We start from the raw sequence: 25621 nt of genomic DNA, 5'->3' as shown, positions 1-25621 counted from the left end.
AGGCCGAGCAGCAAAGGCTGACCCTCAACGCATGCCGCTCGTTGGCGTCTTCGCAAGTCCGGCATGCCGCCTCTCGGCGGCAGATGACGCCGTACGGCCCTTGACACAAACCGCGATAGAGAAGCTGCCAGTCCGAAGTCGGCCCCACTTCGGACCTGTAATCTTCGTTTTCAAGTTTTCGCCAAGGTCGTCTGCCTCTCCCTTCCTCATAATGCTGCTGGGCTCGATCTGGTCCGCTAGTGCTGGACCAGAAAGATGTTGTTGCCTCGCTTGCGCTATCGCACACATTTTGAGGATGGGGCCCGGAGGCCGACTTGACTCCGGATTTGTCCGCTGGCGCCTCCGGCGCTTGCCCCAGCTTCGATGGAAGCTGGGGGTGGGGAGTGTGGGGCGGACCTCTCCGGCGTCAACCTTTGGCTCGGATCCTCTTTCTTTTGCCGAGTGGCTGCCGGAACGGCATCTCTGAAGGGATCTCCGATCCCTTCCATCCTCGAGAAGGCCGGCTTGCCGGCCGCATCGGGGCGGTTACCCCGAGACCTCTTCGGGTGAGCGGAGTAACCGACCCGATCTGCTTCTGGCGCTCGGATGCGCCAGAAGCAGAACACTTGCTGCGTAAAGGCTAAAGCAGAAGCTTATGGCAGGCGCTAATGCGGCGCCGTACCGGCAGGTGCTTTGGCAAGAAGCCAGAAGGCGAGCCAAGGATGCAGCGCCGAGATCATGTGGCGATGATAAGCGTGCATCGGATGCAGCTTGCCGGACGAGGCCTTGAGCCTCGTCATCTTGGTGCGCAGCTCCTGGCTGAGCACCGAAGCTACCGCCGGCACAGCATCGGCAACGTGCTCGATCAGAGGGATCCAATGCTTGCCGGTGCGGGCGGCAGCGATCGCCGCAGCACAGGCGGCGACGACCTTGCCGGCAAGTGCCTTCTCCTCCCCGTTGGCACTGGTCTGCCGCTCGACCGCCTGCAGCCAGCGCAGCACCAACGGCAGCTCGTCCTGGAGGGAGTGCCGCAGTTCCCGCGCCCCGATCAGCTTGGCCAGCGCACTCCATTCCGCTGCTGCGAGGTTGAGATCTGCCCCAGAAGCCACAGTGCTGGCGATCTTTTCCGTCAGCGCAGGCGCCTTGGCCTGGAGCTTTTCGGCCAGTGCTGCCGCATATGCCTGCTGCCCCTCAGCATGACGCTGTCCTTCCGGCATCAGGATGATCTCGGGACCAACCATGCGGCTGCGCCACCGATTGTAGATCGCGAACGGGTGCTGGATGCAGGGTTCCAGCGAGAGCTCCCGCAGATGGAGAATGCTGGTTTCCTCCGAGCGCTCATAGCTCGCTGCATCGACGGCAAGGATCCGCCCACCAGCGGCAAGGTACAGATCGCGGAAGCTTTGGTTGTTCAGCAGGCTGAGTTCATGCGCGCTGGTCACCCAGACCAGGGTGATCCCGGCTGCGCGGTAGGCAGCAGTGCGCTCGGTGATGGTCGTCAACGTCAGACGAGCGAGTTGCAGCTCCAAGGCGATCGGCTGACCCTTATGAGTGGTGGAGATGTCCGGCCTGCGGTGCCCGTCACCGATCTTGATGAAGTGCTTGTCGACCACCGGCTCGGAGAAGTCCGGATCGCAGCGGATGCTGTCAGCAAGGAGATTTTTGAGCCGCCAGTGCTGCTCTCCTTCCTGCAATCCGCCAAACTGCTTCGCACCAGTGGAGCGCTGCGCTGCAGGCGTGTACCAAGTGCAGCCCTCCGGGGTGCGGTGGGAATGCTTGAAGAAGGCTCCACGACCGTCACCCGTTGAACTTTCGCGGCTGGACGAAAGCTGGAGAGGGCCGTTGCATTGGCCGCAGCGGAACAGGATGCTGCCCTCGCCACGCTCATGCGCAATTGCCCGCCTCACGGTGGTGAGGTCGACTGCGGTGAGGCCATCTAGCACCGCATCAACCGGCATCAGCACTGGCTCAGAGCCGCGGGCATCGATGACCTTCTTGATAGCGCGGCGGGTCTTCCGGTTGCCGACGACAGCTGGAATGGAGCTGCTGCGCTGTGCGACAGCACTTCCGCTTTGAACGGTTGCGGCGAGGTTGTTAGCTTTCTGAGTGCTGGTCATGATGAAAAGCTTTCGATTTTTGGATTTTTTCAAGAAATTGGGTCAGTGCAGGGATGGACGGCGCAGCGTGGCCTCTGCGGCATCGAGTGCCTTGTGAAGCTTGCGCAGGCTCTTGATCTGACCCCGGGCGCAGGCGCGGGTCAGTGCAGTGATGAGTTCGGGCTCAAGATGACGCTTACGAACCTCGGCTTCAGCCACAGTGGTCAGGTCCTTGGGCGTTAGCGGCGGTATCTGGATGACCTTGCAGCGGTCGCGCACGGTCTTTGGGACCTTGTCGATGTCGTTGGCGAGCAGCACCAGTTGAGGAAGCGCAGGTCGAGATCGATCTGCAGGAAGTGCTCGCGCACCCGTCCCGCAGTTGCCGGCTCCAAGTACGGCAGCAGGGCTTCGGCTGGGTTCTCCCGAGCGCCGTGGCTCATGTCTGCGAGCTTGTCGATCTCGTCGAACGCCATGATAGGGTTGCCGACCCCGTGCTGGATCAGTCCCTGGACGATTGTGCTGGGCGGCGACGAGCGGAACACGGCGTCACCGCCAGTCAAAGCCACGGTCGTCATCATGGTGGATCCATCGAGACGGATGACCGGCAACCCCGCAGCTTCCCCCACCATGCGAACAACGGTGGTTTTGCCCATCCCCGGCGGCGATACGATGAGCAGCGGCCGGAAGTGGAGGTAGTTGGCGCCGCGCATAAGGCTCAGATGCGCGCTGTCGCGCAGAGCCTGCAGGAATGGTGCGAAGGCGGGGCACGCTCATAAAGCGCGCTCACGACTTCATCGATGGCGTGTTCGGTAGGCGGACCAATCAGCTTGAGCGGGGTGTCCGCCTCCAGCTTGAGCTGAAGCCTCTGCTGGTGCTCAGCTCCATCACTTCGGGAGCCGTCCCTGATACCGTCCTTAGTCAGACGGTCGGTGAGGCGCAGATAGGTGACGGGACCCGTTGAGAGCAGCACCGTCCTGGGCTTACCCATCTCAACCGTCTCCATAGCCCGGTTCTGGCGGTCCACCTCTTCAAGGGTCAAGCCATCCGGGTGGTACCAGAACCAAGGATTGATGAGATCCTTATCGCCCTGATCCGCAAGGGAAGAGGGATGCAGGTGCTCGTCCGGCCAATCGTCCTGCTCATTGGCGAGGTCAAACGGGCAGCAATCTTCTGCACCAGCGGGCCGAGGCTTGAAGAGCTCCGTCTCCTTGGGTGCGCCTTCGCCACCATCATCCGAGGCTGGAGGCAGATCGTCCTCATCCTCAGGCGTGCGGTCATACATCTTGTAGTCTTTGAGCTTCTTGATCATCAAAGCGACCTTTTGGTCGAGCGAAGCCATGGCGTGACAAGCACGCTGGAGCCAGGCTCAGAGGTGATTGGATGCGCAGCTTCGCTGCCTCGGGCACTCAGCCGGAGATCAGGTCAGCAACGATGCGCGGGGCGGGACGGCGGCTAAAGGCGCGCCGATGTCGACAAGGTGCTGTGCATCGCACAGGTGCCAAGCCATACAATCGACCAAGGATCACGATGATCGAGAAGAGAAGGGTTGCTGCGAATCTTGTCGCAGCCGTAGATACGGTCAGCCATGTGGCTTCTCCTGTTCAAGCAGGTTGATGGTCACCTGGTCAGGCCGTCAAAGTGGGTCCAATCACTTTGGCGGCCGCCTTATCGGTGGCCATGAGCCCGGGTGGACTCGGTATTAAGCGTGACAGCGCGTAGGAAATTGTCACGCGCATTCGGCGCCGATGGTTAACAGACCCCCTTTTATTACTCCGAAGGATTTCGAAATGACGGATAGTGAGGCCGCGGAAACCCTTTCAGCTCTAGCCGATAAAGGTCGTTTCGAAATTTTTCGAAAGGTGTGCGGCCGGTCTGGGCTCACCCGCTACAGAACTGTCCGCGGGCAAGGCTGCGTCCACTGTTTCACATCATCTTGCGAAGCTGGAAAAGGCTGGCATTCTCCGCGCCAGGCGCGATGGCAAGACCAAGCGTTATTTCGTCGAAGCGGCCCAACTCCATGCGCTCGCTGCCTGGATGTCCTCCTGTGCCACGGATGTTGAGTTCAGCGGCTTCGATGAAGTTCTGCTTAGCGTCGGCTAATTTTCTTTCACCTGCCGGCGGGCCGGAACGATCTTCCATTCTGTTGATGCCTGATAGGCCGCATTAGTCACATCGGGAAGCCTGGCTATCGCTTCAAGCATAACGTCTAGGGGGGTGGGGTCCTTATAAACGCGGTCGGTGGTGCCGACATTTTCGTGGCCGACGATGTCCTGGACGATCTTGTCCTTAAGGTCATTGAAGCCGCCGAGGGTGGTGCAGATGTAGTGCCTGAAGCTGTGAAACGTCTTGTTCTTGTCTTTCTCCACCCTGTCCTCGCCCAACATCATTGCAACAGCCTCACTGAACTTCCGAGTGACGCGCGCGCCCCAAGAGGTCTCGGTGCCTGGATTGGGTTTAAGTTCAGGAAATAGGTGCTCGGCACACTCCTTCTTCTTTGCAGCGACGTATCGGAGGAAACCAAGCGTTAGGAGCAGTGGATGGATTGGGACCTTCCGCTCAGATGAGATGGTCTTGAGGCCCCTGTTCTCGTTTTCCTGGATGATCAAGTGCGGAATGGGGTAATCCGTGATAACCTCCGTCATCTTAAGACCGGCGATTTCTTCCAACCGCGCTCCGCAATAAACACTGATCAGCGGACACCAATAAATGGCGTCCCAGACGATTACCTTGCCTGGCAGATGCCTCCTTACAGCCGAATGACAACCTGTCCAGATCGGATGCTTGAAGAGCAGGAGGAGGTCTTCCTGCTGGTAAGTCGGACGCCTCTCATTGGCTTTACCCTTCTTCTTCTTACGGAAGCCGCCAATCTCGAGAGGTGCAATGCCCTCTATGCCCGCCATGCGGGCACGCCGAATGAGCACTGAAAGGTAGCTCAGGTTCCGGTTTACGGTATCGGCGGCAAGTCCAACCTCCTTTTTCGGGAGCGTTCGGCCCTTCGCAATCAGCTCCTCTACCGACAGCTCCTGTTCTGCTGCAGAACGACGGCGGACCTTGGGAAGAAGCGCCATGGTGTCGACGAACTTCTTAATGTCAGTTTGTTTGAGCGACTGAAAGGTCTGCTTGCCGGTGATATCCACGAATAGCACAATAACAGCCAGCTTCTGACGTGCCGTGGCCCGCCTGATTTCATTATCCGCCACAACGGCGCTGATCGAATTTCGGGCAAACTCCAGAATGCTGTCGTCATTCGATTCCGCCGTTACACGAGCGGCGGGGTCGGCGATCAAAACTTCAGTTTCAAAGGCGAAACTCGTCGCAGGTTCTGTGTCGCTAACAGAAATGTGGTCTTCATTGATGACGGAGCTGAGCTCAGGATCAACGGACCTTTGCGAGCTAACTTGAGCCGTCGGCGCCTCTGAAAAGCGAGCGGCGAGAGCGGTCAGGTCAGCGAGGGATTTCGGTGCCCCTCCGAATTTTGCCGCGATCGTTGCGCCGGCTGCTGCGTAGGCTTCCAGAGTAGCCGAGCGTGCCTGAGCAATGTCCACCGCCGTAGGTTCTTCGATACCGAACTTCTTGCTAAGCTCATTTTTCAGCTGCCTGGCGCGCTCGTCTGAAAAGTGCTCCTGACGATAGTTATCGAAGAACGCCTTCACTGTTCGGATGGTACCCGGGTCAAACTCACTATTTCCTATGCCCGGCCAGTCCGACAGGTTCGCGGAGCGTCCGTGTTGCGCGAGGATTGACATGGCAATGGCTGCAGCGCGTGTGGCAATAACCTCCTCTTGCCAAGAGCTCTTGAGATCGCGCTCTACCTCGTGCAGCTCACTTAGCCTGTCCCGGTGCTCAGCGAATTTCTGCCTAGCGAAATAGTCGACTTGCTCCGGCGTCATCTTACCCTCACGCAATACTGCAAACGCGCGATCTGTCTCGATCGTGAGCATGGAAGATAGTCCGCGGGCGACACGCAGGTCTTTAGTGCCCAGGCTGAATTCCACGGACATTTTGAAGGGGCTTGGGAGGCGGCGGCGCCAGTAGAAGGTGGTGCCCCGCAAGATGCAGAACGGCAGTTTGGTACCCATGCAGATCTCGCTTTGGAGTCGGCGTGTGTGGGACCTTGTGTGGAAGTCTGTGTGAAAGATTCACACAGCACACATATTTCTCTGCATAATCAAAGACTTACGAGAGTTTTGGCTGGGGAACCTGGATTCGAACCAAGATTGACGGAGTCAGAGTCCGCAGTTCTACCATTGAACTATTCCCCAGCAGGCCGGAACCGGCTGGCGCGGGGTGGTTGCCCGGCGCGGGGTCTGCATAGACAATGATGGGGGAGATTGCAAGCGCCTCGTTTGGGTTGTGAGCACAGGCTGGGGATAGTTGATTGTATCAGGAAAGCTGATACTGATTTGACCTCTTATCCTGCTTGTCCCCGAAAGTCCCGCATGACGCGTAATTTCCTGGTCGTCGACCCCGAAGAAGACATGGACGTGCTCAAGGGGCTAGCGTCGCCGGTCAGGGTGCGGATCCTGAAGCTTCTGCATGTGGAAGGTGCGATGAACGGCAATGACATTGCAGACAGGCTCTCCCTCCCCCAGTCGACGGTTTCAACCAATATACAGATCCTGGAGAGTGCGGGACTAATTCGCACCGAAACGCAGAAGGCGCGCAAGGGCAACCAGAAGATCTGCCACTCGATGTTTGACGAGGTGATGGTGATGTTCAAGGAGGACATCAAGCCAGTGCGGTCAAACTCGATCGAGGTGTCGATGCCGCTGGGGCTTTATACCAGCTGCGAAGTTTCGGCGCCGTGCGGGCTCTGTTCCACAGAAGGAATCATCGGGCTGCTGGATGTGCCTGATACGTTTCTGGACCCGGACCGGATGAAGGCGGGGCTGATCTGGTTTACGCGCGGCTTTCTGGAATATCAGTTTCCCAATAATGCGAAGCTCAGCCAGAGCACGATCGAGGCGATCGAATTTTCGCTCGAACTCAGTTCGGAAGTGCCCGGAACATCAGCCGATTGGCCCAGCGACATCACGCTTTCGGTGAATGGGACTGAGATCGGAACGTGGCTGTCCCCAGGGGATTTCGGCGACAAGCGCGGGGTTTATACGCCGGACTGGTGGAAGCTCAAGGGGAGCCAATATGGCAAGCTCAAGAGCTGGCGGGTAACGACAGACGGCTCCTATGTAGATGGGGTCAAGATTTCGCCGGTGTCGCTGAGCGATCTGGATCTGGAGCAGCGCCACTCCATCCGGCTGCGCATTGCCGTTAAGCCCGACGCCAAGCACCCTGGGGGAATCAATATTTTCGGGAAGGGCTTTGGCAATTACGATCAGGAGATCGTCATGCGGCTGCAGACGGAGGCCTGAGGCAAGAATTATTTGGCTGCTGCGCTTGATTGCGGGCGCCCAGGTCGTTTACAACGGCTGGACTGATACAAATCAGAATTTTGGATTTGCTGGGAGGATAATGTGAAGGCCTCGGTCATCGCACACAAGGATTTCACGATCTCGAAGATCGACGATCGTGTTTATGGGGCATTCCTGGAGCATCTGGGTCGTGCCATCTATGAAGGTATCTATGAGCCCGACCACCCGACCGCTGATGCCAATGGCATGCGCGGCGACGTAGCCAAGCTCGTCAAGGACCTCAATGTACCCGTGGTTCGCTACCCCGGGGGCAATTTTGTTTCCGCCTATAACTGGGAAGACGGCATCGGCCCTCGCGACCAGCGCCCTACCCGGCTCGATCTGGCCTGGCACACCTCGGAAAGCAACCAGGTCGGCATCCATGAATTTGCCGACTGGTGCGACAGCGTCGGCACGGAAATGATGCTGGCGGTGAACCTTGGCTCACGCGGCGTCGACGATGCCCGCAATTTCCTTGAGTATGTGAACCATCCGGGCGGCAGCTATTGGAGTGATCTGCGCGTCAAGAACGGCCGCAAGGACCCTTGGGATGTCAAGCTCTGGTGCCTGGGCAACGAGATGGACGGCCCCTGGCAGGTCGGACACAAGGACGCCGCTGAGTACGGCAAGCTGGCCGCCAATACCGCCCGCGCTATGCGCATGTTCGACCGCTCGCTGGAACTGATCGCCTGCGGCTCGTCCAATGCCGACATGCCCTCCTATCCCGATTGGGAGCGGATCGTGCTGGAGCACACCTATGATCACGTCGATTATATTTCGCTCCACATGTACTTCGCCAACCACGAGAAGAACACGGGCAATTTCCTGGCGCTGAGCCACAAGCTCGACACCTACATCGAGACCGTGGCGGCGACGATCCGGCAGGTGAAGAGCAAGAAGCGCAGCAATCGCGACATCTATATCTGCTTCGATGAATGGAACGTTTGGTACCATTCGCGCCAGCAGGACCGGGTGATCCTCGAGGGCAATAGCGGCTGGCCGCATGCGCCAGGGCTTCTGGAAGACATCTACAATTTCGAAGATGTGCTGATGGTCGGCCTGATCCTCAACACCTTTATCCGCCGCTCGGATGTGGTGAAGATCGCCTGTATCGCGCAGCTGGTGAACGTGATCGCGCCGATCATGACCGAGCGTGGTGGCCCGGCCTGGGCGCAGACGATCTACTACCCCTATTACTTCGCCTCGATCTATGGCCGTGGCACGGCGCTGAACCTCCTTGTGAACTCGCCTGGCTATGACAGCATCCATGCCGACAATGCCCCCTATGTGGACGTTTCGGGCGTTTACAACGAAGAGGAAGGCATTCTCACCTTCTTCCTCGTGAACCGCCACGCCAGCGAGACGGCCGATGTGGAAGTGAGCCTGCAGGGCTTTACGGCTGGCCAGATCGTCGACCACCAGGTGATGACGCACAACAATCTGGAAGCGGTCAACACGGCCAAAAACCAGAACGAAGTGGCGCCGCGCAAGGGCACTGGCGCCAAGGCGGAAGGCGGCACGCTTTCAGTTCAGCTGCCGGCCTATTCGTACCAGATGGTGCGCGTGAAGGTCTGATCGACCCCTGCGGCACCGTTTCGAGTGGTGTCGCATTTGAGCGCTTGGCGTTAGCAGACTGCTATCGTTTGGAGGCGCAAAGAGCTTGAAAAAGGCGCATCAGCGGTGATGCGCCTTTTTCTTGTTTATCGGCTTTGTTGATATGGAGGGTGGGGATGGGCCGACCCGTTGGGCATTGCTTGTCCCGGCGGTACGGGTCTGGCGTCGATGGACCACCCGGACGAGCCGGGTGGTGACGATGGGGAGAGTCTAGTTCGTTGCTACCGCGTCCCGCTTCATTTCGCTGAGCACTTCGGCTTGGCCGTTGCGGATGATGACGATTTCTTCGAGCCGCAGGCCGAACTGGCCTTGGAGGTAGATGCCGGGTTCGATGGAGAAGACCATCCCCTCCTCCAGAACTGTTTCTGATGTGGCGGTGATGTAGGGCGTCTCGTGAATGTCGATCCCGAGGCCATGGCCAGTGCGGTGGAGGAAGTTGGGGCCATAGCCGGCTGCGGTGATGATGTCGCGGGCGGCTTTGTCAACGTCGCTGGCCTTGGCGCCGGGCCTGGCGGCGGCGATGGCGGCCTGGACAGCGCGGTCCAGGATGGCGTGGATTTCAGCAAAGTTGTCTGGCACGGAGCCGAAATAGCCGACACGAGTCATATCCGAGGGGTAGCCGCCGATGCGCCCGCCGGTGTCGATCAGGACGGCGTCGCCCGATTTGAGCTGGGTGTCGCCGGTGTGGTGGTGGGGGAAGGCGCCGTTGGGGCCGAAGCAGACCGAGGTGAACTCGGGCGTCGCGCCATTGTTCTTGTAGAAATCGCGAATGACCGAGGCGATCTCGCGCTCGGTGATCCCCTCGCGCAGGGCGGCAAAGCCAGCGGCCATGGCGGCGTCGTTAAGGATGGCGCTCTTTTTGAGGGCTTCGTATTCGCTCTCGTCCTTGCGGGAGCGGAGGTAGCCAACCGTGTCGTGGGTGAAGCGGCGATGGGCACCGGGAAGTGCGTCGATCACGAGGAGCGCGAAGTCGGCGCGCATGGTTTCATCAAGGACGATGGAGGGCGCGATTGGTGAGGTCCCGGTTGCGGCAAGGATGTCCTTGAGGGCAGCGTCGGGGCCTTCGGCATCGGCCCAGGGGAAGAAGGGCAGATCGGTGTGCTGGCGGGCGCTATCGACATTGAGCGCGGGCATGAGGAAGCCGGCAAAGCTCTGGCTGACCATAAGGAGGACCGGGCGCTCGTCGCCATGGGGCGAAACGCCGGTGAGATAGAGCATGTGGCTGGAGGGACCGATCACGACGAGGTCGGTTGCTGTCGCGGCCATGCGGGCGCGGAGGTTTTCGAGGCGCTGGGTGTGAATGGGGTTCATGGCTGGGACTCGGGATTGGTGTGGCACGTGCTGGTCGGTGTATTTGAACGAGGTTGCTAGGGCAATGGCGGCACGACCTCGTGGTTTGATGGGCACACCATGAGGTCTACTGGAGCAGCGGGGAAACACTTGATCGTCACCCTCGGGTTAGGCCCGAGTCCCTCGGATCAGGCCCGAGGGTGACGCGCGGTGGGTGGGAGTCTTCGGTGACCAAGCGCGCTTAGGCGGCTGGGAAGAGTTTCCAGCGGCGGGGGCGGAAGGTCAGGGCAGCGTTTTCGGTAGCGGGGTGATCGAAGGGAAGGTCGACTTCGACCGGTTGGTTGGCGCCGCTAATGGTGAGTTCGACGCGGCGGGTGCCGCCGACCCGGCGGGCGGTATTTACCGCTCCGGTGAGGGCGGCGTCGGCCTGGACGAGTTCGACGTCATGGGGGCGGAAAAAGAGGCGGGCCTTGCCGGGCTGCGAGTCGCCTGCGGGAAGGCCGAGGGGGCGGCCGCCCAGCCAGACCTCGTTGTTTTGGACGGTAACGGGCAGTTCGCTCGATTCCCCGATGAAGCCAAAGACGAAGGGCGAGGTCGGGTGGTCGTAGACATCGTCGGGGGTGCCGACTTGCTCGATGCGGCCCTGACTCATGACGCAGAGGCGGTCGGAGAGTTCAAGGGCTTCTTCTTGGTCGTGCGTTACGAAAACCGTGGTGTGGCCGGTGCGATCATGGATTTCACGCAGCCATTTGCGCAGCTCGCGGCGGACCTGTGCGTCCAGCGCTCCAAAGGGTTCGTCGAGCAGGAGCACAGCGGGCTCGATGGCGAGGGCACGCGCAAGGGCAACGCGCTGGCGCTGACCGCCGGAAAGCTGGTTGGGGTAGCGCTTTTCGAGGCCTGCGAGCTGGACGAGATCGAGCAATTCCAGGGCGCGGCGGCGGATTTCCCCAGCGGGTGGGCGCGTCGCGCGCGGGCGCACCTTGAGGCCGAAGGAGATGTTTTCCAGGATCGTCATGTGGCGGAACAGGGCATAGTGCTGGAACACAAAGCCGATGTTGCGCTCCTGGACGGTTTTTTCCGAAGCGTCGGTGTCGCCAAAAAAGATGCGGCCGGCTGTGGGCATTTCGAGGCCCGCGATGAGGCGCAGGAGCGTGGTCTTGCCCGAGCCGGAGGGGCCCAGCAGCGCGATCAGCTCGCCCGAGCGGATATCGAGCGAGACATCATGCAACGCCGGGAACCGGTCGAATTCCTTGCGTACATTTTGAACGCGAACTTCCATAGACACCAAATCCTGTTAGTGACTACCGGCGGCGATTTCTTCGCCAAAGCGCCATTCCAGCACGCTTTTAAGTACAAGCGTGACCAGCGCGAGCAGCGCCAGCAAGGACGCCAGGGCAAAGGCCGCCGTGGCATTGTACTCATTGTAGAGCATTTCCACCTGCAAGGGCATGGTGGTGGTCTGCCCGCGAATCTTCCCGGAAACGACAGCCACGGCGCCGAACTCACCCATGGCGCGGGCATTGCAGAGCAGCACGCCGTAGAGGAGCCCCCATTTGATGTTGGGCAGGGTGACGCGGAAAAAGGTCTGCCAGCCGTTGGCACCGAGGGAAAGCGCAGCCTCCTCGTCGCCCGTGCCCTGATCCTGCATGAGGGGGATGAGTTCGCGGGCAACAAAGGGGAAGGTGACGAAGATGGTGGCCAGCACGATGCCGGGCAGGGCGAACAGCACTTCAATGCCATAGCTCTTGAGCCAGGGGCCAAGAAAGCTCCCTGCCCCGAACAGCAGCACATAAACCAGGCCCGAGATCACTGGCGAGACGGAAAAAGGCAGGTCGATCAAGGTGATCAGGAAGGCCTTGCCCTTGAATTCGAACTTGGCAATGGCCCAGGAGGCGGCGAGGCCGAAAACCACATTGAGCGGCACGGCAATGGCAGCGACCAGGAGGGTCAGCCGGATCGCGGCCTGGGCATCGCGCTCGGTAAGGGCAGCGAGATAGGCGCCGATGCCCTTGCTGAATGCCTCGTGGAATACCGCATAAAGCGGCAGGACGAGGATGATGCCCATGAACGCCAGTGAAATGGCGATCAGGAGCCACTGAACCAGGGGGCGCTCACTGGTGGGGGAAATGCGCCGCTTGGCGCGAGCGCGGAGCTTAGTTGCCATAGCCGTACCTGCTGCGGCTCCAGGCCTGGATGAGGTTGATCAGGAGCAGGATCGCAAAGGAGATCAGCAGCATGATCACGGCGATCACCGTGGCGCCGACATAGTTGAATTCCTGCAGGCGAATAAAGATCAGCAGCGGCGCGATCTCGGAAACGAAGGGGATGTTGCCGGCGATGAAGATGATCGAGCCGTATTCGCCAACCGCCCGGGCGAAGGCCAGGGCAAAGCCGGTGAGGATGGCCGGGGTGAGGCTGGGCAGGATCACGCGGGTGATGGTCTGGAATCGGTTAGCGCCCAGGGTCGCGCTGGCTTCTTCCACCTCGTGGCTGACTTCTTCGAGGATGGGCTGGATGGTGCGCACAACAAAGGGAAGGCCGATGAAGATCATGGCTATGACTATGCCGGCCGGGGTGTAGGCGATGCGCCAGCCTAAAGGCGCGAAAAGCGCGCCCATGGTGCCGTTGGGCGCATAGATGGCCGTGAGGGCAATGCCGGCGACAGCGGTGGGCAGGGCAAAGGGAAGGTCGATAACAGCGTCGAAGATGCGGCGGCCGGGAAAGCGATAGCGGACCAGCACCCAGGCGAGAAGCGTGCCGAACACGACATTGATGCTCGCGGCGATCAGGGCCGTAACGAAGCTGACGCGGAGCGAGCCGAGGACGCGCGGGTCGCTGGCGGCTTTGAGGAAGCCGTCAAGGCCCAGGCCGGCAGAGCGGATGGCAAGGGCGATGAGGGGGATCAGGATGATCAGCGAGAAATAGGTGAGCGTGAAGCCAAGCGTCAGGCCGAAGCCTGGAATGACATTGGGTTTGCGAAGGCCCCAGGCGCGGCGCGGTGTGGTCGCGGCCAGCGTGCTCAAACGGCAATCCCCGGGATGAAGCTATTCAAATGGCTCACGGCGACCTCTCCAGCGGCTCGGCGGCGTGACCCTAGTTGAATGGTCGGGTTTCTCAAAGACGAGGCTGTGGCGTTTGCGCGGAGGGGTGTGGAAAATAATTCTGCATGTGGGGGAGATTTTGGGAGGGGAGGAAGGCTGCCGACTAAGCTCCCCTCTGCAAGGGCGCTATCGGCTGACACTCCTACCTTGCGGCAGGGGTGGGATCTCGGGATGGGTCCCGGCTTAAAGCCGGGATGACATCGGGGGTGGGGAGGGCTGGGTGCGCAGCACTTAGTCCTTGGGGGGCCAGGGGGGAGATTCGCGCTCGAGGGGGGACATGTGGGTGATGTCTTGGCCGCGGCGCATGGCGATGTTCATGCGGAAGCTGTTGCCGATGCGTTCGGAGCGCTCGATAAAGAGTTCGGCTATTTCGGGTGGGCAGAGTTTTTCCGCGGTTTGGCGGAACAGGCTTAGCCAGCGCTGGAAATGGTGATCGGACAGTTCGGGAATGGCCATGTGCTTGGGCATGGGGCGGCCGCCATAGCGGCCGGTGCCCAGGAGCATGGAGCTCCAGAAATCGGTGATCACATCGAGGTGGTGCGGCCAGGCCTCGTTGGGGATGACGCGGTTGAAGACGGGGCCGATGACGGAATCACGGCGCGCCTGGGCATAGAATTGCTCCACCACGGAGCGGATCAGCTCTTCGGTGAGGCCATCGGGGGTTTCCCAGCCGATGCGATGAAGGCGCGTGGGTTCGGTTTGGCTCATGAGGCGATCTCGCGGATGGCGTAGCTGCAGCGGCGGCCGCCAGAGACAATGTGCTCTTCGCGCGTGACGGACACGTCGGGGCCAAGAACGGCGCTGAACACGTCGAGCTCGGCGCGGCAAAAGCCCTGGCAAGCCGTGGCGGCGGCGCAGATGGGGCAGTGATTTTCGACCAGCAGGAGCGAGCCGTCCTCCTGCTCGTGCCAAGCGGCCATGTAGCCTTCCGCTGAGCGCAATTGCACCAGCCGGGCGACCCGCTCGCGCAAGCTCGGCTCATCGGCCATGACATTGTGGTAGGCCTGGGTGGTGGCGGCTTCGCGCGTGCTGATGATGGTGTCGAGGGCGTCCTCCCCAAGGGAAGAGCGCACGATATCGAGCAGCTGGACGGTGAGCGCCGCGTGCGTATCGGGAAAGCGCTTTTGTGCGGCTTGGGTGAGCTGCCAGTTCTGGGTGGGGCGGCCGACGCCCCTGGCAAGGCTTGTAGCATGGACAAGGCCGTCATCGGCGAGCCGCGCCAATTGCTGGCGAGCCGCTTCGCCTGTTGTGCCCAGCATCTGGCCAATAGCCGTAGCCGAGAGCGCACCATGCATCTTGAGCAGCATAAGAATGCGCTCGGAGGCGGAGCGTGGCGACCAGCCCGTGTTTTCCAAGTCGGCGCTTGACATATCAGCGGCAGAGGTTTTCAAAGTCATTGCTTGGAAATTAAACGCCGCGCTCGAAAATAGCAAGCGGCGGCCAGCCATGAAGAGGATGCAAGAATGGCCTTTGAACTTCCCGCCCTGCCCTATTCCCATTCCGCGCTTGCCGAACGCGGCATGAGCCAGGAAACGCTCGAGCTGCACCACGACAAGCACCACCAGGCTTATGTGACGGCGCTGAACGGCTTCGTGGAAAAGAACGCGGACCTGCAGGGCAAGTCGCTTGAAGAGATCATCGCCTTTGCCAATGGCAAGCCGGACCTCGCGCCAGTGTTCAACAATGCCGGGCAGCACTGGAATCACATCCATTTCTGGAACGCGCTTTCGCCCAATGGCGGTGGCCTGCCCGGCAAGCTGCAGGACAAGATCATCGCGGATCTGGGCAGCGTCGAGGCGTTCAAGGAGCAGTTCAAGACGGCCGCAACGACGCAGTTCGGCTCGGGCTGGGCGTGGCTGGTGCTGGGCACCGATGGCAAGCTCAAGGTCACCAAGACGCCGAACGGCTCGAATCCGATTGCCACGGGCGAAGGCAAGCCGCTGCTGGGGCTCGATGTATGGGAGCACAGCTATTACGTCGATTTCCGCAATCGGCGGCCGGACTATGTCTCCAATTTCCTTGATCGGCTGGCCAATTACGAGTTTGCCGAAGCCAATCTCGGCTAAGACAATCCGCCGGCCGCGGCTTTGCGCGGCGGCCGGCACCTTTATTGGAATGATGCGTTGAGCCCCCATGTGGCCCGAACTGTGGCCAGCGGCGGCGCTATTCCCAAGCAGCCGGGAGAAAGATTGTGACGAGTGCCATGGCTGACTTCGACTTGCCTGACGCCATGAGGCTGCGCCTGCCCACCCGCCCCGTGGTGGGCAATTCCGAGTTTCGCGCGGCCATGTCGGCCATTGGCTCGAGCGTGCATGTGGTGACGGCACGGCGCGGGGATGAGCGGATCGGGCGGACTGTGACATCGCTGATGTCGCTAGCGGCCGAACCGCCGACGCTGCTGGTTTCCATTGACATCATGAGTCGCCTCGCGGACCTGATCGCCAAGACCGGTGGTTTTTCAGTGGCGGCGCTGGCGGACAATCAGCAGGCGATTGCCGATGCCTTTGCCGGGCGGGTGAAGGCGCATGAGCGGTTCAATCTTGGCGAGTGGAGTGCCTGGCCATCGGGGCATCCAATGTTGCTGGGCACGGCCGCGGCGATGGATTGCGAGGTTATCGGCTCCATCGAAACAGGCACGCATGTGCTATTTGCCGGGGCGATCGTGGATGCCGAGACGACAACCAGCCGGACGCCACTGATCTGGCAGCGGCATGGCTATCGCCAGCTTGCCGACACGGAATGAAACTGGCAGGCTCCCCCTTAACCCGCCCTGCCCTTGCGCAACCCATGTGTGGCAGCGGCATTTCTCCCAAAACAGGGAGGCGAGAATGCCCCGATATTTTTTCCATTATCGCACCGATGACGAACTGATCCGGGATTCGGACGGGCGCGAATTGCCTAATCTTGACGCGGCGGAGCAGAGTGCCGCCGAACTCGGGCGGGCGATCGTGGAAGAAGCGGCGAGTACCGGCGGGGATCTGCGCCTGCCGCGCTCGATCGAGATTACCGACGATCGGGGCGAGGATCTGCTTTACGTGGTGTTCTGGGCCGGGCCCAAAATGGGCGGCGGGTCAGGGGTTCCGGTGGAGCCAATGACGGTGCATTGAAGTTTCACCCCCTTACCCGGAAGCAAAGGGATGGGGCGGTGCGTGGGGCAGATTGGTTCACCAGTAGACCTCATGGTGAGCTTGTCGAACCACGAGGTCGTAGCGCCCAGGCCTCCACTCGCGAGGCCTCGTGGTTCGACAGGCTCACCATGAGGCCTATTGGCACACTGCGCACGGGGGGAATGGCACCATAGCCAGGAGCGTCGTGCCGGGCTTGGTACGATCCTTGGTGGCCGTCGTTCAATCCACCTTGCGGCTGGGGACGGATCTCGAGATGGGCCCCGGGTCGGCCCGGGGTGACACCGTGGCTGCGTCGAGACAATGCCACATCCACGATCGTCATCCTCGGGCTTTACCCGAAAGATCTGTGTTTTTTGCCCACGTTGTAAGTGAAAAGCCCTCGGGTCGAGCCCGAGGGTGACGAGCGGTGGGGGTGGATGTTGTGATCCACTCCAAATTTCCTCCCCTTCCGGAGGAGAGGGGATGGCTGCAGCCTATTGTGCTGGGGCGCCAGAATAGATCTGGTCGAAGATGCCTCCGTCGCCGAAGAATTTAGGCTGGGCTTCGCGCCAGCCGCCGAAATCGGCGATGGTGACGAGGTTAACCTCGCCGAAGCGGGCGATGTCTTCGGCGGCTGCGGCTTCAGGTTTGAAGGGGCGATAATAGTTGGCGGCGGCGATGGCCTGTCCTTCATCGGAATAGAGGTATTCGAGATAGGCCCGGGCGGCGTCCGTGTTGCCCTTCTTTTCGGCGTTGCCCACAACTAGGGCCACGGAGGGTTCGGCAAGGATCGAAACCGAGGGGGTCACGATGTCGAAGGCGTCGGGACCGAGTTCTTCAAGGGCAAGATAGGCTTCGTTTTCCCAGGCAAGGAGAACGTCGCCAATGCCGCGCTGGACAAAAGTGGTGGTGGAGCCGCGCGCGCCGGTGTCGAGCACGGGAACGTGCTTGTAGAGCGCGGTGATGTATTCCTGCGCCGTTGCATCGGAGCCGCCCGGTTGTGCCTTGGCCCAGGCCCAGCCAGCGAGGAGATTCCAGCGGGCGCCGCCGGAGGTCTTGGGATTGGGCGTGATCACTTCAACGCCGTCCTTGATCAGATCGCCCCAGTCGGCAATGCCTTCGGGATTGCCCTTGCGGACCAGGAACACGATGGTGGAGGTGTATGGGGCGTTGTTGTTGTCGAGCGTGCCGCGCCAATCGGCGGGAATGAGGGCAGGATTGGCGTCGGAGATGGCGTTGACGTCACTTTCAAGCGCCAGGGTCACGACGTCGGCTTCAAGGCCGTCGATCACGGTGCGGGCCTGGGCGCCGGAGCCGCCATGGGTGGTCTGGACGGCGACAGTTTCACCGGCTGTTTGCTGCCAATGGGCGATAAAGGCTTCGTTGAATTGCCGGTAGAGTTCGCGTGTCGGGTCATAGCTGACATTGATCAGGGTTCGGTCCTGCGCATGGCCGGTAACGGCAAAGCCGAGTGTCAGCGCGGCAGCGAGGCCCGCATAGGCAAGGATTTTGGTTGAGGTCTTCATCTCTGTCTCCCCGGAGATCGAATAGTGAAACCCTACCAGAGCAGTAGGGTATTGCAAGGTAGCGGCTGTGCGCGGCGGCCCGGTTGGTAGAACAGCTTTTCTGCAAGGCGCGGCAAACGGGGAAAAGATCGCCCTGCCCTGCCCATTATTGCCGTTGTGCGGAATGCTGTTCCTTTAGGGCCAAAGGGGCAACTTAACCCCATGCGTCACATTGAGCTTGAGGGGCTCCTTGCGGGCGAGCACCCAGGCGATTGCATGAAGAATGGGGAGACGACGGCATGGATCAAGAACAGCGCAACGAGCCGGCAGCAGGTGCGGGCGAGCAGTTCAGCGCCTTTCTTGCAGCGGCGTTGAAGGCGACGGACCGGGAAGATCTGTCGCGGCTTGCGCCGGGCGTGTTCGAAGATGCCATGCGGGGTGCCTATTATTTCGCCCAGAAGCACAAGGGCGAAGGCAGCGCCATTTCGGTTGAGCCGCCCCTTGGCGCTGATGATCATCTAACGGTCAATATCGTTTCTCCCGACATGCCCTTTATCGTCGACAGTGCCCTGGCGGCCGTGCGCGCATCAGGGGGCATGGTGGAGCTGTTTTCGCACCCTGTGGTGCAAGGCCATGACGGGCGGCGGCTGAGCGTGCTGCATATTCGCAGTGCGCGCGTCGAGGATGTGGATGCCTTGCGGGCTGAATTCGCCGCAACCATGGAGGATGTGTCGCGGGCGGTGCAGGATTGGGAGTCTATGCTGGAGCGCCTGCATCGGGCGATCGGAGATCTGGGCCAGCGCGGGGGAAGCCAGCACGAGGAGGCCCTGCAGTTTCTCCACTGGCTTACGGACGATAATTTCACCTTTGTGGGCACGCGCGAATATCGGTTGGGCGGGCATGGGCTGGAACAAGTCGCGGGAAGCGGGCTCGGCATTTTGCGCGATGGCGAACGCCGGGTGTTGCGCAGCGGGACGGAGTTCGTGGAGTTCACGCCACAGCATGGGCTGTTCCTGCAGTCCGGTGAACCGCTGTTTGTCAGCAAGGCCAATGTGCGCTCCCGCGTGCACCGGCGGGCGCATCTCGATTATGTCGGGATCAAGCTCTGGGGGGCTGATGGCGAGGTCGCGGGCGAGCTGCGCGTTCTGGGGCTGTTTACCGCCAAGGCGCTGGCCATCCCCCACACGGAAGTGCCGCTGATCCGGCGCAAGATCAGCGAAGTCATGCTCAAATCCGGTGTAGACCCGCAGGGGCATGACGGGCGCACCTTGCTGAGCGCGCTCGACAGCTATCCGCGCGATGAATTGTTTCAGATCGATATCGATCAGCTGTTCGAGTTCGCAACGGCCATTGCAGCGCTTTATGACCGGCCGCGGGTGCGTGTCTTGCCGCGGGTGGACCGGTTCGACAATTTTGTGTCGATCCTGGTTTATGTACCGCGCGACCGGTACGACGGGGCGGCACGCGAGCGGATCAATGCGTTTTTGGCCCAGAGCTATGACGGGCGTGTTTCGGCCTATTATCCCCATTTCCCCGAAGGGGATCTGGTGCGGCTGCATGTGATCATCGGCCGGATCAATGGTCCGACGCCACAACCCAGCCGACAGGCGCTGGAGCGGCGCGTGGACGCGCTGACCGCGCCATTCGGCGACGCACTGGTGGCGCGGGCGAGCGATCCGGCTGAGGTGAGCGATTACCGGAATGCGTTTTCGGCGGCATACCAGTCGCGCAACAGTGCTGATGATGCGCTGGCTGATATTGCCGTGCTGCGCGGGCTCGATGAAGGCCAGGGCGTGGCCATTCGACTTCATGCCCGTAATGGGAGCGACGGGACGCTGGGGCTCAAGTTCTACCATAAGCTGAGCCCGATTCCGCTGAGCGACCGGGTGCCTATGCTGGAAGCCTTCGGGTTCCGGGTGATTGACGAGCGAACCTATACGATCGTGCCGCGCGATGGCGAGGAGCGCTATCTGCACGACATGGTGCTCGAGCCACTGGCTGGGGGCTTCGACCCCGTGGCGCGCGGCGCTGCGGTGGAAGCGGGCTTGCTGGCGGTGTGGGAGGGACGCGCGGAAAGCGATCAGCTCAACGCGCTGGTGAGCAAAACGGCGTTGGAATGGACCGATGCGGCCTTGCTGCGGGCGCTGTCGCGCTATCTCCGGCAGATCGGGACTTCCTATTCGCAGCGCTATATCGCGCAGGTGCTGGTGACGCAGTCGAGCGCGGCCCGGGGGCTGGTGGCGCTGTTTAATGCGCTGCATGATCCGGCGGTGGAGGATCGGGAGGCCGAGGCGGAAGCGGCGCGGGCGGTGATCGCGGGAGCGCTCGATGCCATGGCATCGCTGGACGAAGATACGATCGTGCGGCGCTTCCAAAATCTGATCGAAGCCTCGGTGCGCACCAATGCCTTCCAGCGGGACAGCCAGGGGGCGCGTCGGCCCACGCTGGCGATCAAGTTCGACAGCCACAAGGTTGAGGGCATGGCGGCGCCGCGGCCGTTCCGCGAAATTTCGGTGTGTTCGCCGCGGGTGGAGGGCGTGCACCTGCGGTTTGGCGCCATTGCCCGCGGGGGGCTGCGCTGGTCTGACCGGCCGGAGGATTTCCGCACCGAAGTGCTGGGGCTGGTGAAGGCGCAGCAGGTGAAAAATGCCGTGATCGTGCCAGTGGGCGCCAAGGGCGGGTTCGTGCCCAAGCAACTGACCAAGGGCATGCCGCGCGAGGCGTTCCAGGCGGAAGGCGTGGCGAGCTATCGATTGTTTATCGGGGCGCTGATGGATGTCACCGATAATCTGGTTGGTGGCGAGGTGGCGCCGCCCGAAGGCGTCGTGCGGCGGGATGGGGACGATCCTTATCTCGTGGTCGCCGCAGACAAGGGAACGGCAAGCTTTTCGGACACGGCGAACAGCATTGCGCTGGAGCGTGGGTTCTGGCTCGGCGATGCCTTCGCGTCGGGCGGGTCGGCCGGTTATGACCACAAGGAAATGGGCATAACGGCGCGTGGCGCCTGGGAAGCGGTGAAGCGGCATTTCCGCGAGATGGACCGCGATATTCAGACCGAGCCCTTCACCGTGGCAGGTGTGGGCGACATGAGCGGGGACGTGTTCGGCAATGGGATGTTGCTGAGCCCTGCAATCCGGCTGGTGGCGGCGTTTGACCACCGCGATATCTTTATTGATCCCAATCCTGATCCGGCAACGAGCATTGCCGAGCGGCAGCGGCTGTTCCACCTGCCGCGCTCGAGCTGGCAGGACTACAACAAGAGCCTGATCTCGCCTGGTGGCGGCGTGTTTCCGCGGAGCCTTAAATCCATTCCGCTGACGGCGGAGATGAAGGCCGTGCTCGGGCTTCATGTGGAGCAAGCAACGCCGGCGGAGATCATGTCGGCGATCCTGCGGGCGGAGGTGGATCTGCTGTGGTTTGGCGGTATCGGCACCTATATCCGCGCCAGCACGGAACTGGATGCCGAAGTAGGCGACCGGGCCAACGACGCGATCCGTGTCGCCGGCAGCGAGGTGCGCGCCAAGGTGGTTGGTGAAGGCGCCAATCTGGGGGTGACGCAGCGGGGCCGCGTGGAGTTTGCCCTTGCAGGTGGGCGGATCAACACCGATGCGATCGACAATTCGGCGGGCGTCAATTCGAGCGACCTTGAGGTCAATATCAAGATCGCGCTGGCGCCGCTGGTGGCTGGTGGGTCGCTGACGCTGGAAGCGCGCAACAGCTTCCTCCAAACCATGACCGAGGAGGTGGCGGCGCTGTGCCTGCGCAACAACTATCTGCAGGGGCTGGCGCTTTCCCTTGCGGAGCGCGCAGGGCTTGCGGAACTGCCCGATCATCGCGAGTTGATCGAGCGCCTCGAAGCACGCGGGCTGCTGGACAGGCAGGTTGAACATCTGCCCTCGGACGCGGTGATGGACGCGCGGGCGGCCGCCGGCAAGGGGCTGACGCGGCCGGAACTGGCGGTGATCCTCGCCTATGCCAAGCTCACGCTTTATGCCGAGCTATTGGAAGGGCATGGGATCGATGATGAATATCTGGCTGGGGAGCTGTTCCGCTATTTCCCCGAAACACTGCACCGGACCTATCCCGATGCGGCGCGAGGGCACCGGCTGCGGCGGGAGGTGATTGCAACGGTTCTGGCCAATGCGATGATCAACCATGGCGGGCCGGCCTTTGCCAGCGAGTTGATGGCGGCGAGCAGCGCAACGGCCGGGGAGATAGCCCTGGCCTATGCGGCGACGCGGGATGTTTATGGCGTGGCCGAGCTCCACGACATGATCGATGTCACGGATGGGATCGTGCCGGGCGCGGTGCAATTGCGCCTTTATGAGCGCGTCATGCATGTGTTGCGGCGCGAAAGCCTGTGGTTCCTGCGCAATGCCGTGGTGGGGCAAGGCCTAGCGGGGCTGGTGGAGCGGCATCGTAGGGGCGTTGCGAGCTTGCGGGCCATGCTCGAAAGCACCCTGCCCGCTTCGCTGCGGGAGCATCTGGCCGATGAGGTGGCAGCGCTCCAGGGACAAGGCGTGTCGCAGGAATTGGCGCGGGCGGTCGCGGAACTGGATGTCCTCAGCTATGCCAGCGACATTGTGCTGGTGAGCGAACGGGCTGGCGTTTCGGTGGAGGACGGCGCGGCGGCGTTCTTTACGGTGTTCGATTGTTTTGCGCTCTGGCCGGTGATCGAGCAGGGGCGGGCGATCGTGCTCAGCGATCGGTTCGAGCGGATGGCGCTGGATCGGGCCCTCGCCAATACAATGCGCGCGCAGCGTGATCTTACGGCCGACCTGCTCCAATCGGGCAGCGGCTCGGTCGGTGAGCGGGCACAGGCCTGGGCGCAAGCCCAGAAGCGAGGGATCGAGCGGACGCGACAGGCGGTGGCGGAGCTGACGCAAGGGCAGCTTACCGTGTCGCGCCTGTCGGTGGCCGCGGGGCTGCTGGCCGATCTGGCGCAGGAGGCTTGAGGCTCTCGCGGGTGCTCTTAGGCGAAAGTTGTTCTTGGCAGCGGAGCCTGGGCTGGGCAGACTGCCACCAATTACAACAGAGAGCGCGATATGACCAATCTTGCCCAATGGCTTTCCCAGCACGCAGTTGACCAGAAGCTGGCCTCCGTGGTGGCCAGCATGGCAGCGGCCAGTGTTGAGATCGACCAGGTGTTGCGCAGGGCGCCGATCACCGGGCAGATCGGCGTCGTGGGGCGCACCAACATCCAAGGCGAGGCGCAAAAGGCGCTTGATGTCATCTCGAACGATGTTGTTCTCAAGCACTTGCAGGACAATCCCGAAGTTTCGATTCTGGTTTCCGAAGAGCTCGATGAGGCGGTGCATTTCGGCACCAACGGTCCTTATCTGGTAGCCACCGATCCGCTGGATGGGTCGTCCAACCTCGATGTCAATGTGACGGTCGGGACCATCTTTTCCGTTCTTGATGCGGCCGGCGGGCTTTTGCAGAAGGGCTCGGCGCAGCTGGCGGCGGGCTATGCCGCCTATGGGCCGGCCACCAATCTGGTGCTGACCTTTGGGCAGGACGTGACGGTGTTCACGCTCGACCTCGACGGCGATTGGGTGCTGAGCAAGGAAGGGCTCAGGATCGCGCCGGCATCGGAGGAATATGCGATCAACACGGCGCGCGAGCGGTTTTGGGACGCGGCGACCAAGGGCTATGTCGCAGAAAATGTCGCCGGGGAAAGCGGGCCAGCGGGAAAGCGCTATAATATGCGCTGGGTGGGCTCCATGGTCGCGGACATTCACCGCATCCTGATGCGAGGCGGGATTTTCATGTATCCGCTCGACAGCGAAACCATGAGCAAGGGCGGGCGGCTGCGGCTGCTTTACGAGGCCAATCCAATGGCGCTGCTGGTGACGGCGGCGGGGGGCGGGGCGACCACGGGGCGCCAGAAGATCCTGGATCTGCAGCCCAATGATATCCACCAGCGGGTGCCGGTGATTTTGGGGTCGGCAGAGGAAGTGGCGCGGGTAGAGGCTTGGTATGAGCGGGGGTAGAATTGCCCCCGCCTAACCACCTCTCGAGGGGCAGGGACAGACGCGGTTCCTGTGAATAGCTTGCGGCTGGGCTGAAGATTGCAACGTTGCGATGGCGCGGATATAGCTCGGGGGAGATGAGGAGCCAGCATGATCGACGCCCCAAGCCATTTGCCCCAGACCAATAGCAGCGCCTGGGCGCTGCGGCCGTTTCACCGCCAATATCTGATGCGGCAGGCCAATAATCTCTTCGATTTTTTTGTGCAGGCTTCCATCAATCCCAAGGGCGGGTTCTTTGAGCTTGATGACGAAGGCAAGCCGCTGGGTGGGGACAATCCAGCGCGCCAGATCCATGTGACGACGCGCATGGTCCATTGTGCCGCAATCGGGAGCCTCTTAGGGCGTCCAGGGTCGGACGAGGTGGTGGACCATGGCATGCGTTATGTATGGGAGCATCATCGGGACGCCAAGCATGGCGGCTATGCCTGGGGCGTCAACAATGATGGGATCAGTGACGGGTCCAAGCAGGCTTATGGCCATGCTTTTGTGCTTCTGGCGGCGTCCAGCGCCAAGCTCGTCGGCCATCCGCTGGCTGATCAGGTGCTGGCCGACGTGACTGGCGTCATCAATGCCAAGTTCTGGGATGAAGAGCGCGGCGCCGTGCGCGACGAATACAACCAGGACTGGTCGGAACTGCTGCCCTATCGTGGGCAGAACGCCAATATGCACATGACCGAAGCGCTGATGGCAGCCTTCGAGGCAACAGGGGACCGCAAATATCTGGGCAAGGCCGAGCGCATTGCCGAGCTGATCATCCTCAAGAATGCCGTGCCGCTAGGGCACCGGGTCGCCGAGCATTTCGATGATAATTGGGTGCTCGACAAGGAGTACCAGGGCAATGAAATGTTCCGCCCATCGGGTACGACGCCGGGACATTGGCTGGAATGGTCGCGACTCCTGTTTCAGCTTTGGGCACTGGGCGACAAGCGGCTGTCATGGATGACCGATGCTGCGCGCAATCTCTTTCGGCAATCGATCGATCTGGGTTGGGACCAAGCGCATGGCGGGTTCTTTTACACGCTGGACTGGGACAACAAGCCCATGATGCGCGAAAAGCTGTGGTGGCCGGTGAGCGAGGCGATCGGAGCCGCAGCTGTGCTCAGCACGCATGATCGAGACGATTATTTCCAGGGCTGGTATCGCAAGCTTTGGGACTATGCCGAGAACCATGTGATCGATCACCAGCGTGGCGGATGGCTGAGCGAGCTCAAGGAAGATCTAACGCCGACCTCACGCCTGTTTGTGGGCAAGCCGGACATTTATCATGCGTTGCAGGCCTGCTTGATCCCCCTGTTTCCCTCGAGCGGAAGTTTGACGGCGGCGATCATCGAGGCGAATGGGGCGACGAGATCCGGGCATTAGCTTGAGCGTACCGCGGAAAGTGTAGAGCCCTCGGGTCGAGCCCGAGGGTGACGATTGGAGTTTGCCGACCGCCCCCTTCGCCCAACCATATTCCGCCTTGTGCGTTGGAGCCTTAGCACGGAGGCTC

The 25621-nt window shown here is 61.4% G+C and carries 22 protein-coding genes and 1 tRNA gene; 9 read left to right on the top strand and 14 right to left on the bottom strand.

Going from position 1 to position 25621, the window contains the following annotated elements; genetic code table 11:
- Nucleotides 1-644 precede the first annotated feature (644 nt).
- From DDE77_RS02580 to DDE77_RS20030, 5 genes are all read right to left on the bottom strand, one after another.
- The gene (locus DDE77_RS02580; RefSeq protein ID WP_157959623.1) at nucleotides 645-2096 is read right to left on the bottom strand and encodes a competence protein CoiA family protein; all 1452 of its coding nucleotides are present in this window, start codon (nucleotides 2094-2096) and stop codon (nucleotides 645-647) included.
- A gap of 42 nt (nucleotides 2097-2138) precedes the next feature.
- Nucleotides 2139-2294, bottom strand: coding sequence for a hypothetical protein (locus DDE77_RS02575; protein ID WP_157959622.1), 156 nt, complete (start codon nucleotides 2292-2294; stop codon nucleotides 2139-2141).
- A gap of 20 nt (nucleotides 2295-2314) precedes the next feature.
- Nucleotides 2315-2785 carry an AAA family ATPase gene (locus DDE77_RS02570; protein WP_108395844.1) on the bottom strand — a complete coding sequence of 157 codons (471 nt, stop codon included), beginning with the start codon at nucleotides 2783-2785 and terminating at the stop codon, nucleotides 2315-2317.
- 5 nt (nucleotides 2786-2790) lie between these two features.
- On the bottom strand, nucleotides 2791-3384 hold the full coding sequence (locus tag DDE77_RS02565) for a hypothetical protein (RefSeq protein WP_157959621.1): 594 nt from the start codon (nucleotides 3382-3384) through the stop codon (nucleotides 2791-2793).
- 143 nt (nucleotides 3385-3527) lie between these two features.
- Nucleotides 3528-3662, bottom strand: a complete 135-nt coding sequence (locus DDE77_RS20030) for a hypothetical protein (RefSeq protein ID WP_281261283.1) — start codon at nucleotides 3660-3662, stop codon at nucleotides 3528-3530.
- A gap of 243 nt (nucleotides 3663-3905) precedes the next feature.
- On the opposite strand from DDE77_RS20030, the gene DDE77_RS20190 reads away from it, so the two are divergent.
- Complete coding sequence (locus tag DDE77_RS20190; protein ID WP_108395896.1) at nucleotides 3906-4175, top strand: ArsR/SmtB family transcription factor; 270 nt, start codon at nucleotides 3906-3908, stop codon at nucleotides 4173-4175.
- Here the strand turns inward: DDE77_RS20190 and DDE77_RS02555 are convergent.
- Both DDE77_RS02555 and DDE77_RS02550 read right to left on the bottom strand, forming a co-directional pair.
- On the bottom strand, nucleotides 4172-6154 hold the full coding sequence (locus tag DDE77_RS02555) for a DUF6538 domain-containing protein (protein ID WP_108395842.1): 1983 nt from the start codon (nucleotides 6152-6154) through the stop codon (nucleotides 4172-4174). The genes DDE77_RS20190 and DDE77_RS02555 overlap by 4 nt on opposite strands.
- A 109-nt stretch (nucleotides 6155-6263) precedes the next feature.
- Nucleotides 6264-6337, bottom strand: a tRNA-Gln gene (locus DDE77_RS02550).
- Nucleotides 6338-6514: 177 nt separating this feature from the next.
- Between DDE77_RS02550 and DDE77_RS02545 the strand changes: the two genes are divergently transcribed.
- Together DDE77_RS02545 and arfA are read left to right on the top strand one after the other, a co-directional pair.
- Nucleotides 6515-7444 carry an ArsR/SmtB family transcription factor gene (locus tag DDE77_RS02545; protein ID WP_108395841.1) on the top strand — a complete coding sequence of 310 codons (930 nt, stop codon included), beginning with the start codon at nucleotides 6515-6517 and terminating at the stop codon, nucleotides 7442-7444.
- A 102-nt stretch (nucleotides 7445-7546) separates the two neighbouring features.
- Nucleotides 7547-9058: an arabinosylfuranosidase ArfA gene (arfA, locus tag DDE77_RS02540; protein ID WP_108395840.1), complete on the top strand. Its 1512-nt coding sequence runs from the start codon at nucleotides 7547-7549 to the stop codon at nucleotides 9056-9058.
- A gap of 249 nt (nucleotides 9059-9307) precedes the next feature.
- Here the strand turns inward: arfA and DDE77_RS02535 are convergent, their stop codons facing one another.
- The 6 genes from DDE77_RS02535 to DDE77_RS02510 all read right to left on the bottom strand — a co-directional run bounded on the left by DDE77_RS02535 (nucleotide 9308) and on the right by DDE77_RS02510 (nucleotide 14858).
- Nucleotides 9308-10408 (bottom strand): M24 family metallopeptidase, encoded by a 1101-nt coding sequence (locus tag DDE77_RS02535; RefSeq protein ID WP_108395839.1) that lies wholly within the window; start codon nucleotides 10406-10408, stop codon nucleotides 9308-9310.
- Between the two features lie 220 nt (nucleotides 10409-10628).
- A complete protein-coding gene (locus DDE77_RS02530) occupies nucleotides 10629-11666 on the bottom strand; it encodes a sulfate/molybdate ABC transporter ATP-binding protein (protein ID WP_108395838.1) in 1038 nt (345 codons plus the stop codon).
- A 15-nt stretch (nucleotides 11667-11681) separates the two neighbouring features.
- Nucleotides 11682-12551, bottom strand: coding sequence for a sulfate ABC transporter permease subunit CysW (gene cysW, locus DDE77_RS02525; protein WP_108395837.1), 870 nt, complete (start codon nucleotides 12549-12551; stop codon nucleotides 11682-11684).
- Nucleotides 12541-13401: a sulfate ABC transporter permease subunit CysT gene (gene cysT / locus DDE77_RS02520; protein WP_108395895.1), complete on the bottom strand. Its 861-nt coding sequence runs from the start codon at nucleotides 13399-13401 to the stop codon at nucleotides 12541-12543. The genes cysW and cysT overlap by 11 nt, the downstream gene beginning before the upstream one ends.
- A gap of 318 nt (nucleotides 13402-13719) precedes the next feature.
- Entirely contained in the window at nucleotides 13720-14196 is a 477-nt protein-coding gene (locus DDE77_RS02515) for a group III truncated hemoglobin (RefSeq protein WP_108395836.1), read from the bottom strand.
- On the bottom strand, nucleotides 14193-14858 hold the full coding sequence (locus tag DDE77_RS02510) for a helix-turn-helix transcriptional regulator (RefSeq protein ID WP_108395894.1): 666 nt from the start codon (nucleotides 14856-14858) through the stop codon (nucleotides 14193-14195). Before DDE77_RS02510 ends, DDE77_RS02515 begins: the two co-directional genes overlap by 4 nt.
- 93 nt (nucleotides 14859-14951) lie before the next feature.
- Here DDE77_RS02510 and DDE77_RS02505 point away from each other — a divergent pair, with 93 nt between their 5' ends.
- The 3 genes from DDE77_RS02505 to DDE77_RS02495 all read left to right on the top strand — a co-directional run bounded on the left by DDE77_RS02505 (nucleotide 14952) and on the right by DDE77_RS02495 (nucleotide 16595).
- Nucleotides 14952-15554 (top strand): superoxide dismutase, encoded by a 603-nt coding sequence (locus DDE77_RS02505; RefSeq protein WP_108395835.1) that lies wholly within the window; start codon nucleotides 14952-14954, stop codon nucleotides 15552-15554.
- Nucleotides 15555-15691: 137 nt separating this feature from the next.
- Complete coding sequence (locus DDE77_RS02500) at nucleotides 15692-16231, top strand: flavin reductase family protein (protein WP_108395834.1); 540 nt, start codon at nucleotides 15692-15694, stop codon at nucleotides 16229-16231.
- Nucleotides 16232-16316: 85 nt separating this feature from the next.
- Nucleotides 16317-16595 carry a DUF6894 family protein gene (locus DDE77_RS02495; protein ID WP_108395833.1) on the top strand — a complete coding sequence of 93 codons (279 nt, stop codon included), beginning with the start codon at nucleotides 16317-16319 and terminating at the stop codon, nucleotides 16593-16595.
- A 494-nt stretch (nucleotides 16596-17089) separates the two neighbouring features.
- Here DDE77_RS02495 and DDE77_RS02490 read toward each other — a convergent pair whose 3' ends face one another.
- Nucleotides 17090-18121 (bottom strand): sulfate ABC transporter substrate-binding protein, encoded by a 1032-nt coding sequence (locus DDE77_RS02490; RefSeq protein WP_108395832.1) that lies wholly within the window; start codon nucleotides 18119-18121, stop codon nucleotides 17090-17092.
- A 278-nt stretch (nucleotides 18122-18399) separates the two neighbouring features.
- On the opposite strand from DDE77_RS02490, the gene DDE77_RS02485 reads away from it, so the two are divergent.
- The 3 genes from DDE77_RS02485 to DDE77_RS02475 all read left to right on the top strand — a co-directional run bounded on the left by DDE77_RS02485 (nucleotide 18400) and on the right by DDE77_RS02475 (nucleotide 25494).
- Nucleotides 18400-23055 carry an NAD-glutamate dehydrogenase gene (locus DDE77_RS02485; RefSeq protein WP_108395831.1) on the top strand — a complete coding sequence of 1552 codons (4656 nt, stop codon included), beginning with the start codon at nucleotides 18400-18402 and terminating at the stop codon, nucleotides 23053-23055.
- Between the two features lie 90 nt (nucleotides 23056-23145).
- Nucleotides 23146-24093 carry a class 1 fructose-bisphosphatase gene (locus DDE77_RS02480; protein ID WP_108395830.1) on the top strand — a complete coding sequence of 316 codons (948 nt, stop codon included), beginning with the start codon at nucleotides 23146-23148 and terminating at the stop codon, nucleotides 24091-24093.
- A gap of 129 nt (nucleotides 24094-24222) precedes the next feature.
- Nucleotides 24223-25494 carry an AGE family epimerase/isomerase gene (locus DDE77_RS02475; RefSeq protein ID WP_108395829.1) on the top strand — a complete coding sequence of 424 codons (1272 nt, stop codon included), beginning with the start codon at nucleotides 24223-24225 and terminating at the stop codon, nucleotides 25492-25494.
- The last annotated feature ends 127 nt before the right edge of the window (nucleotides 25495-25621 follow it).

Origin of the sequence: Devosia submarina (assembly GCF_003056345.1) — a bacterium.
Taxonomy (GTDB): domain Bacteria; phylum Pseudomonadota; class Alphaproteobacteria; order Rhizobiales; family Devosiaceae; genus Devosia; species Devosia submarina.
The sequence above is the reverse complement of the archived record's forward strand: the minus strand, read 5'-3'. Positions and strand labels throughout refer to the sequence as shown.

Excerpts from the sequence above, each read along its gene's own strand:
- DDE77_RS02495 (WP_108395833.1), top strand. The coding sequence starts at position 16,317 with ATGCCCCGATATTTTTTCCATTATCGCACCGATGACGAACTGATCCGG.
- DDE77_RS02570 (WP_108395844.1), bottom strand. The coding sequence starts at position 2,785 with ATGCGCGGCGCCAACTACCTCCACTTCCGGCCGCTGCTCATCGTATCG.
- DDE77_RS02505 (WP_108395835.1), top strand. The coding sequence starts at position 14,952 with ATGGCCTTTGAACTTCCCGCCCTGCCCTATTCCCATTCCGCGCTTGCC.
- DDE77_RS02510 (WP_108395894.1), bottom strand. The coding sequence starts at position 14,858 with ATGTCAAGCGCCGACTTGGAAAACACGGGCTGGTCGCCACGCTCCGCC.
- DDE77_RS02490 (WP_108395832.1), bottom strand. The coding sequence starts at position 18,121 with ATGAAGACCTCAACCAAAATCCTTGCCTATGCGGGCCTCGCTGCCGCG.
- DDE77_RS20030 (WP_281261283.1), bottom strand. The coding sequence starts at position 3,662 with ATGGCTGACCGTATCTACGGCTGCGACAAGATTCGCAGCAACCCTTCT.
- cysW (WP_108395837.1), bottom strand. The coding sequence starts at position 12,551 with ATGGCAACTAAGCTCCGCGCTCGCGCCAAGCGGCGCATTTCCCCCACC.
- DDE77_RS02555 (WP_108395842.1), bottom strand. The coding sequence starts at position 6,154 with ATGGGTACCAAACTGCCGTTCTGCATCTTGCGGGGCACCACCTTCTAC.
- DDE77_RS02475 (WP_108395829.1), top strand. The coding sequence starts at position 24,223 with ATGATCGACGCCCCAAGCCATTTGCCCCAGACCAATAGCAGCGCCTGG.
- DDE77_RS02580 (WP_157959623.1), bottom strand. The coding sequence starts at position 2,096 with ATGACCAGCACTCAGAAAGCTAACAACCTCGCCGCAACCGTTCAAAGC.
- DDE77_RS02485 (WP_108395831.1), top strand. The coding sequence starts at position 18,400 with ATGGATCAAGAACAGCGCAACGAGCCGGCAGCAGGTGCGGGCGAGCAG.
- DDE77_RS02565 (WP_157959621.1), bottom strand. The coding sequence starts at position 3,384 with ATGATCAAGAAGCTCAAAGACTACAAGATGTATGACCGCACGCCTGAG.
- DDE77_RS02515 (WP_108395836.1), bottom strand. The coding sequence starts at position 14,196 with ATGAGCCAAACCGAACCCACGCGCCTTCATCGCATCGGCTGGGAAACC.
- DDE77_RS02480 (WP_108395830.1), top strand. The coding sequence starts at position 23,146 with ATGACCAATCTTGCCCAATGGCTTTCCCAGCACGCAGTTGACCAGAAG.
- DDE77_RS02530 (WP_108395838.1), bottom strand. The coding sequence starts at position 11,666 with ATGGAAGTTCGCGTTCAAAATGTACGCAAGGAATTCGACCGGTTCCCG.
- DDE77_RS02545 (WP_108395841.1), top strand. The coding sequence starts at position 6,515 with ATGACGCGTAATTTCCTGGTCGTCGACCCCGAAGAAGACATGGACGTG.
- DDE77_RS02500 (WP_108395834.1), top strand. The coding sequence starts at position 15,692 with ATGGCTGACTTCGACTTGCCTGACGCCATGAGGCTGCGCCTGCCCACC.
- DDE77_RS02535 (WP_108395839.1), bottom strand. The coding sequence starts at position 10,408 with ATGAACCCCATTCACACCCAGCGCCTCGAAAACCTCCGCGCCCGCATG.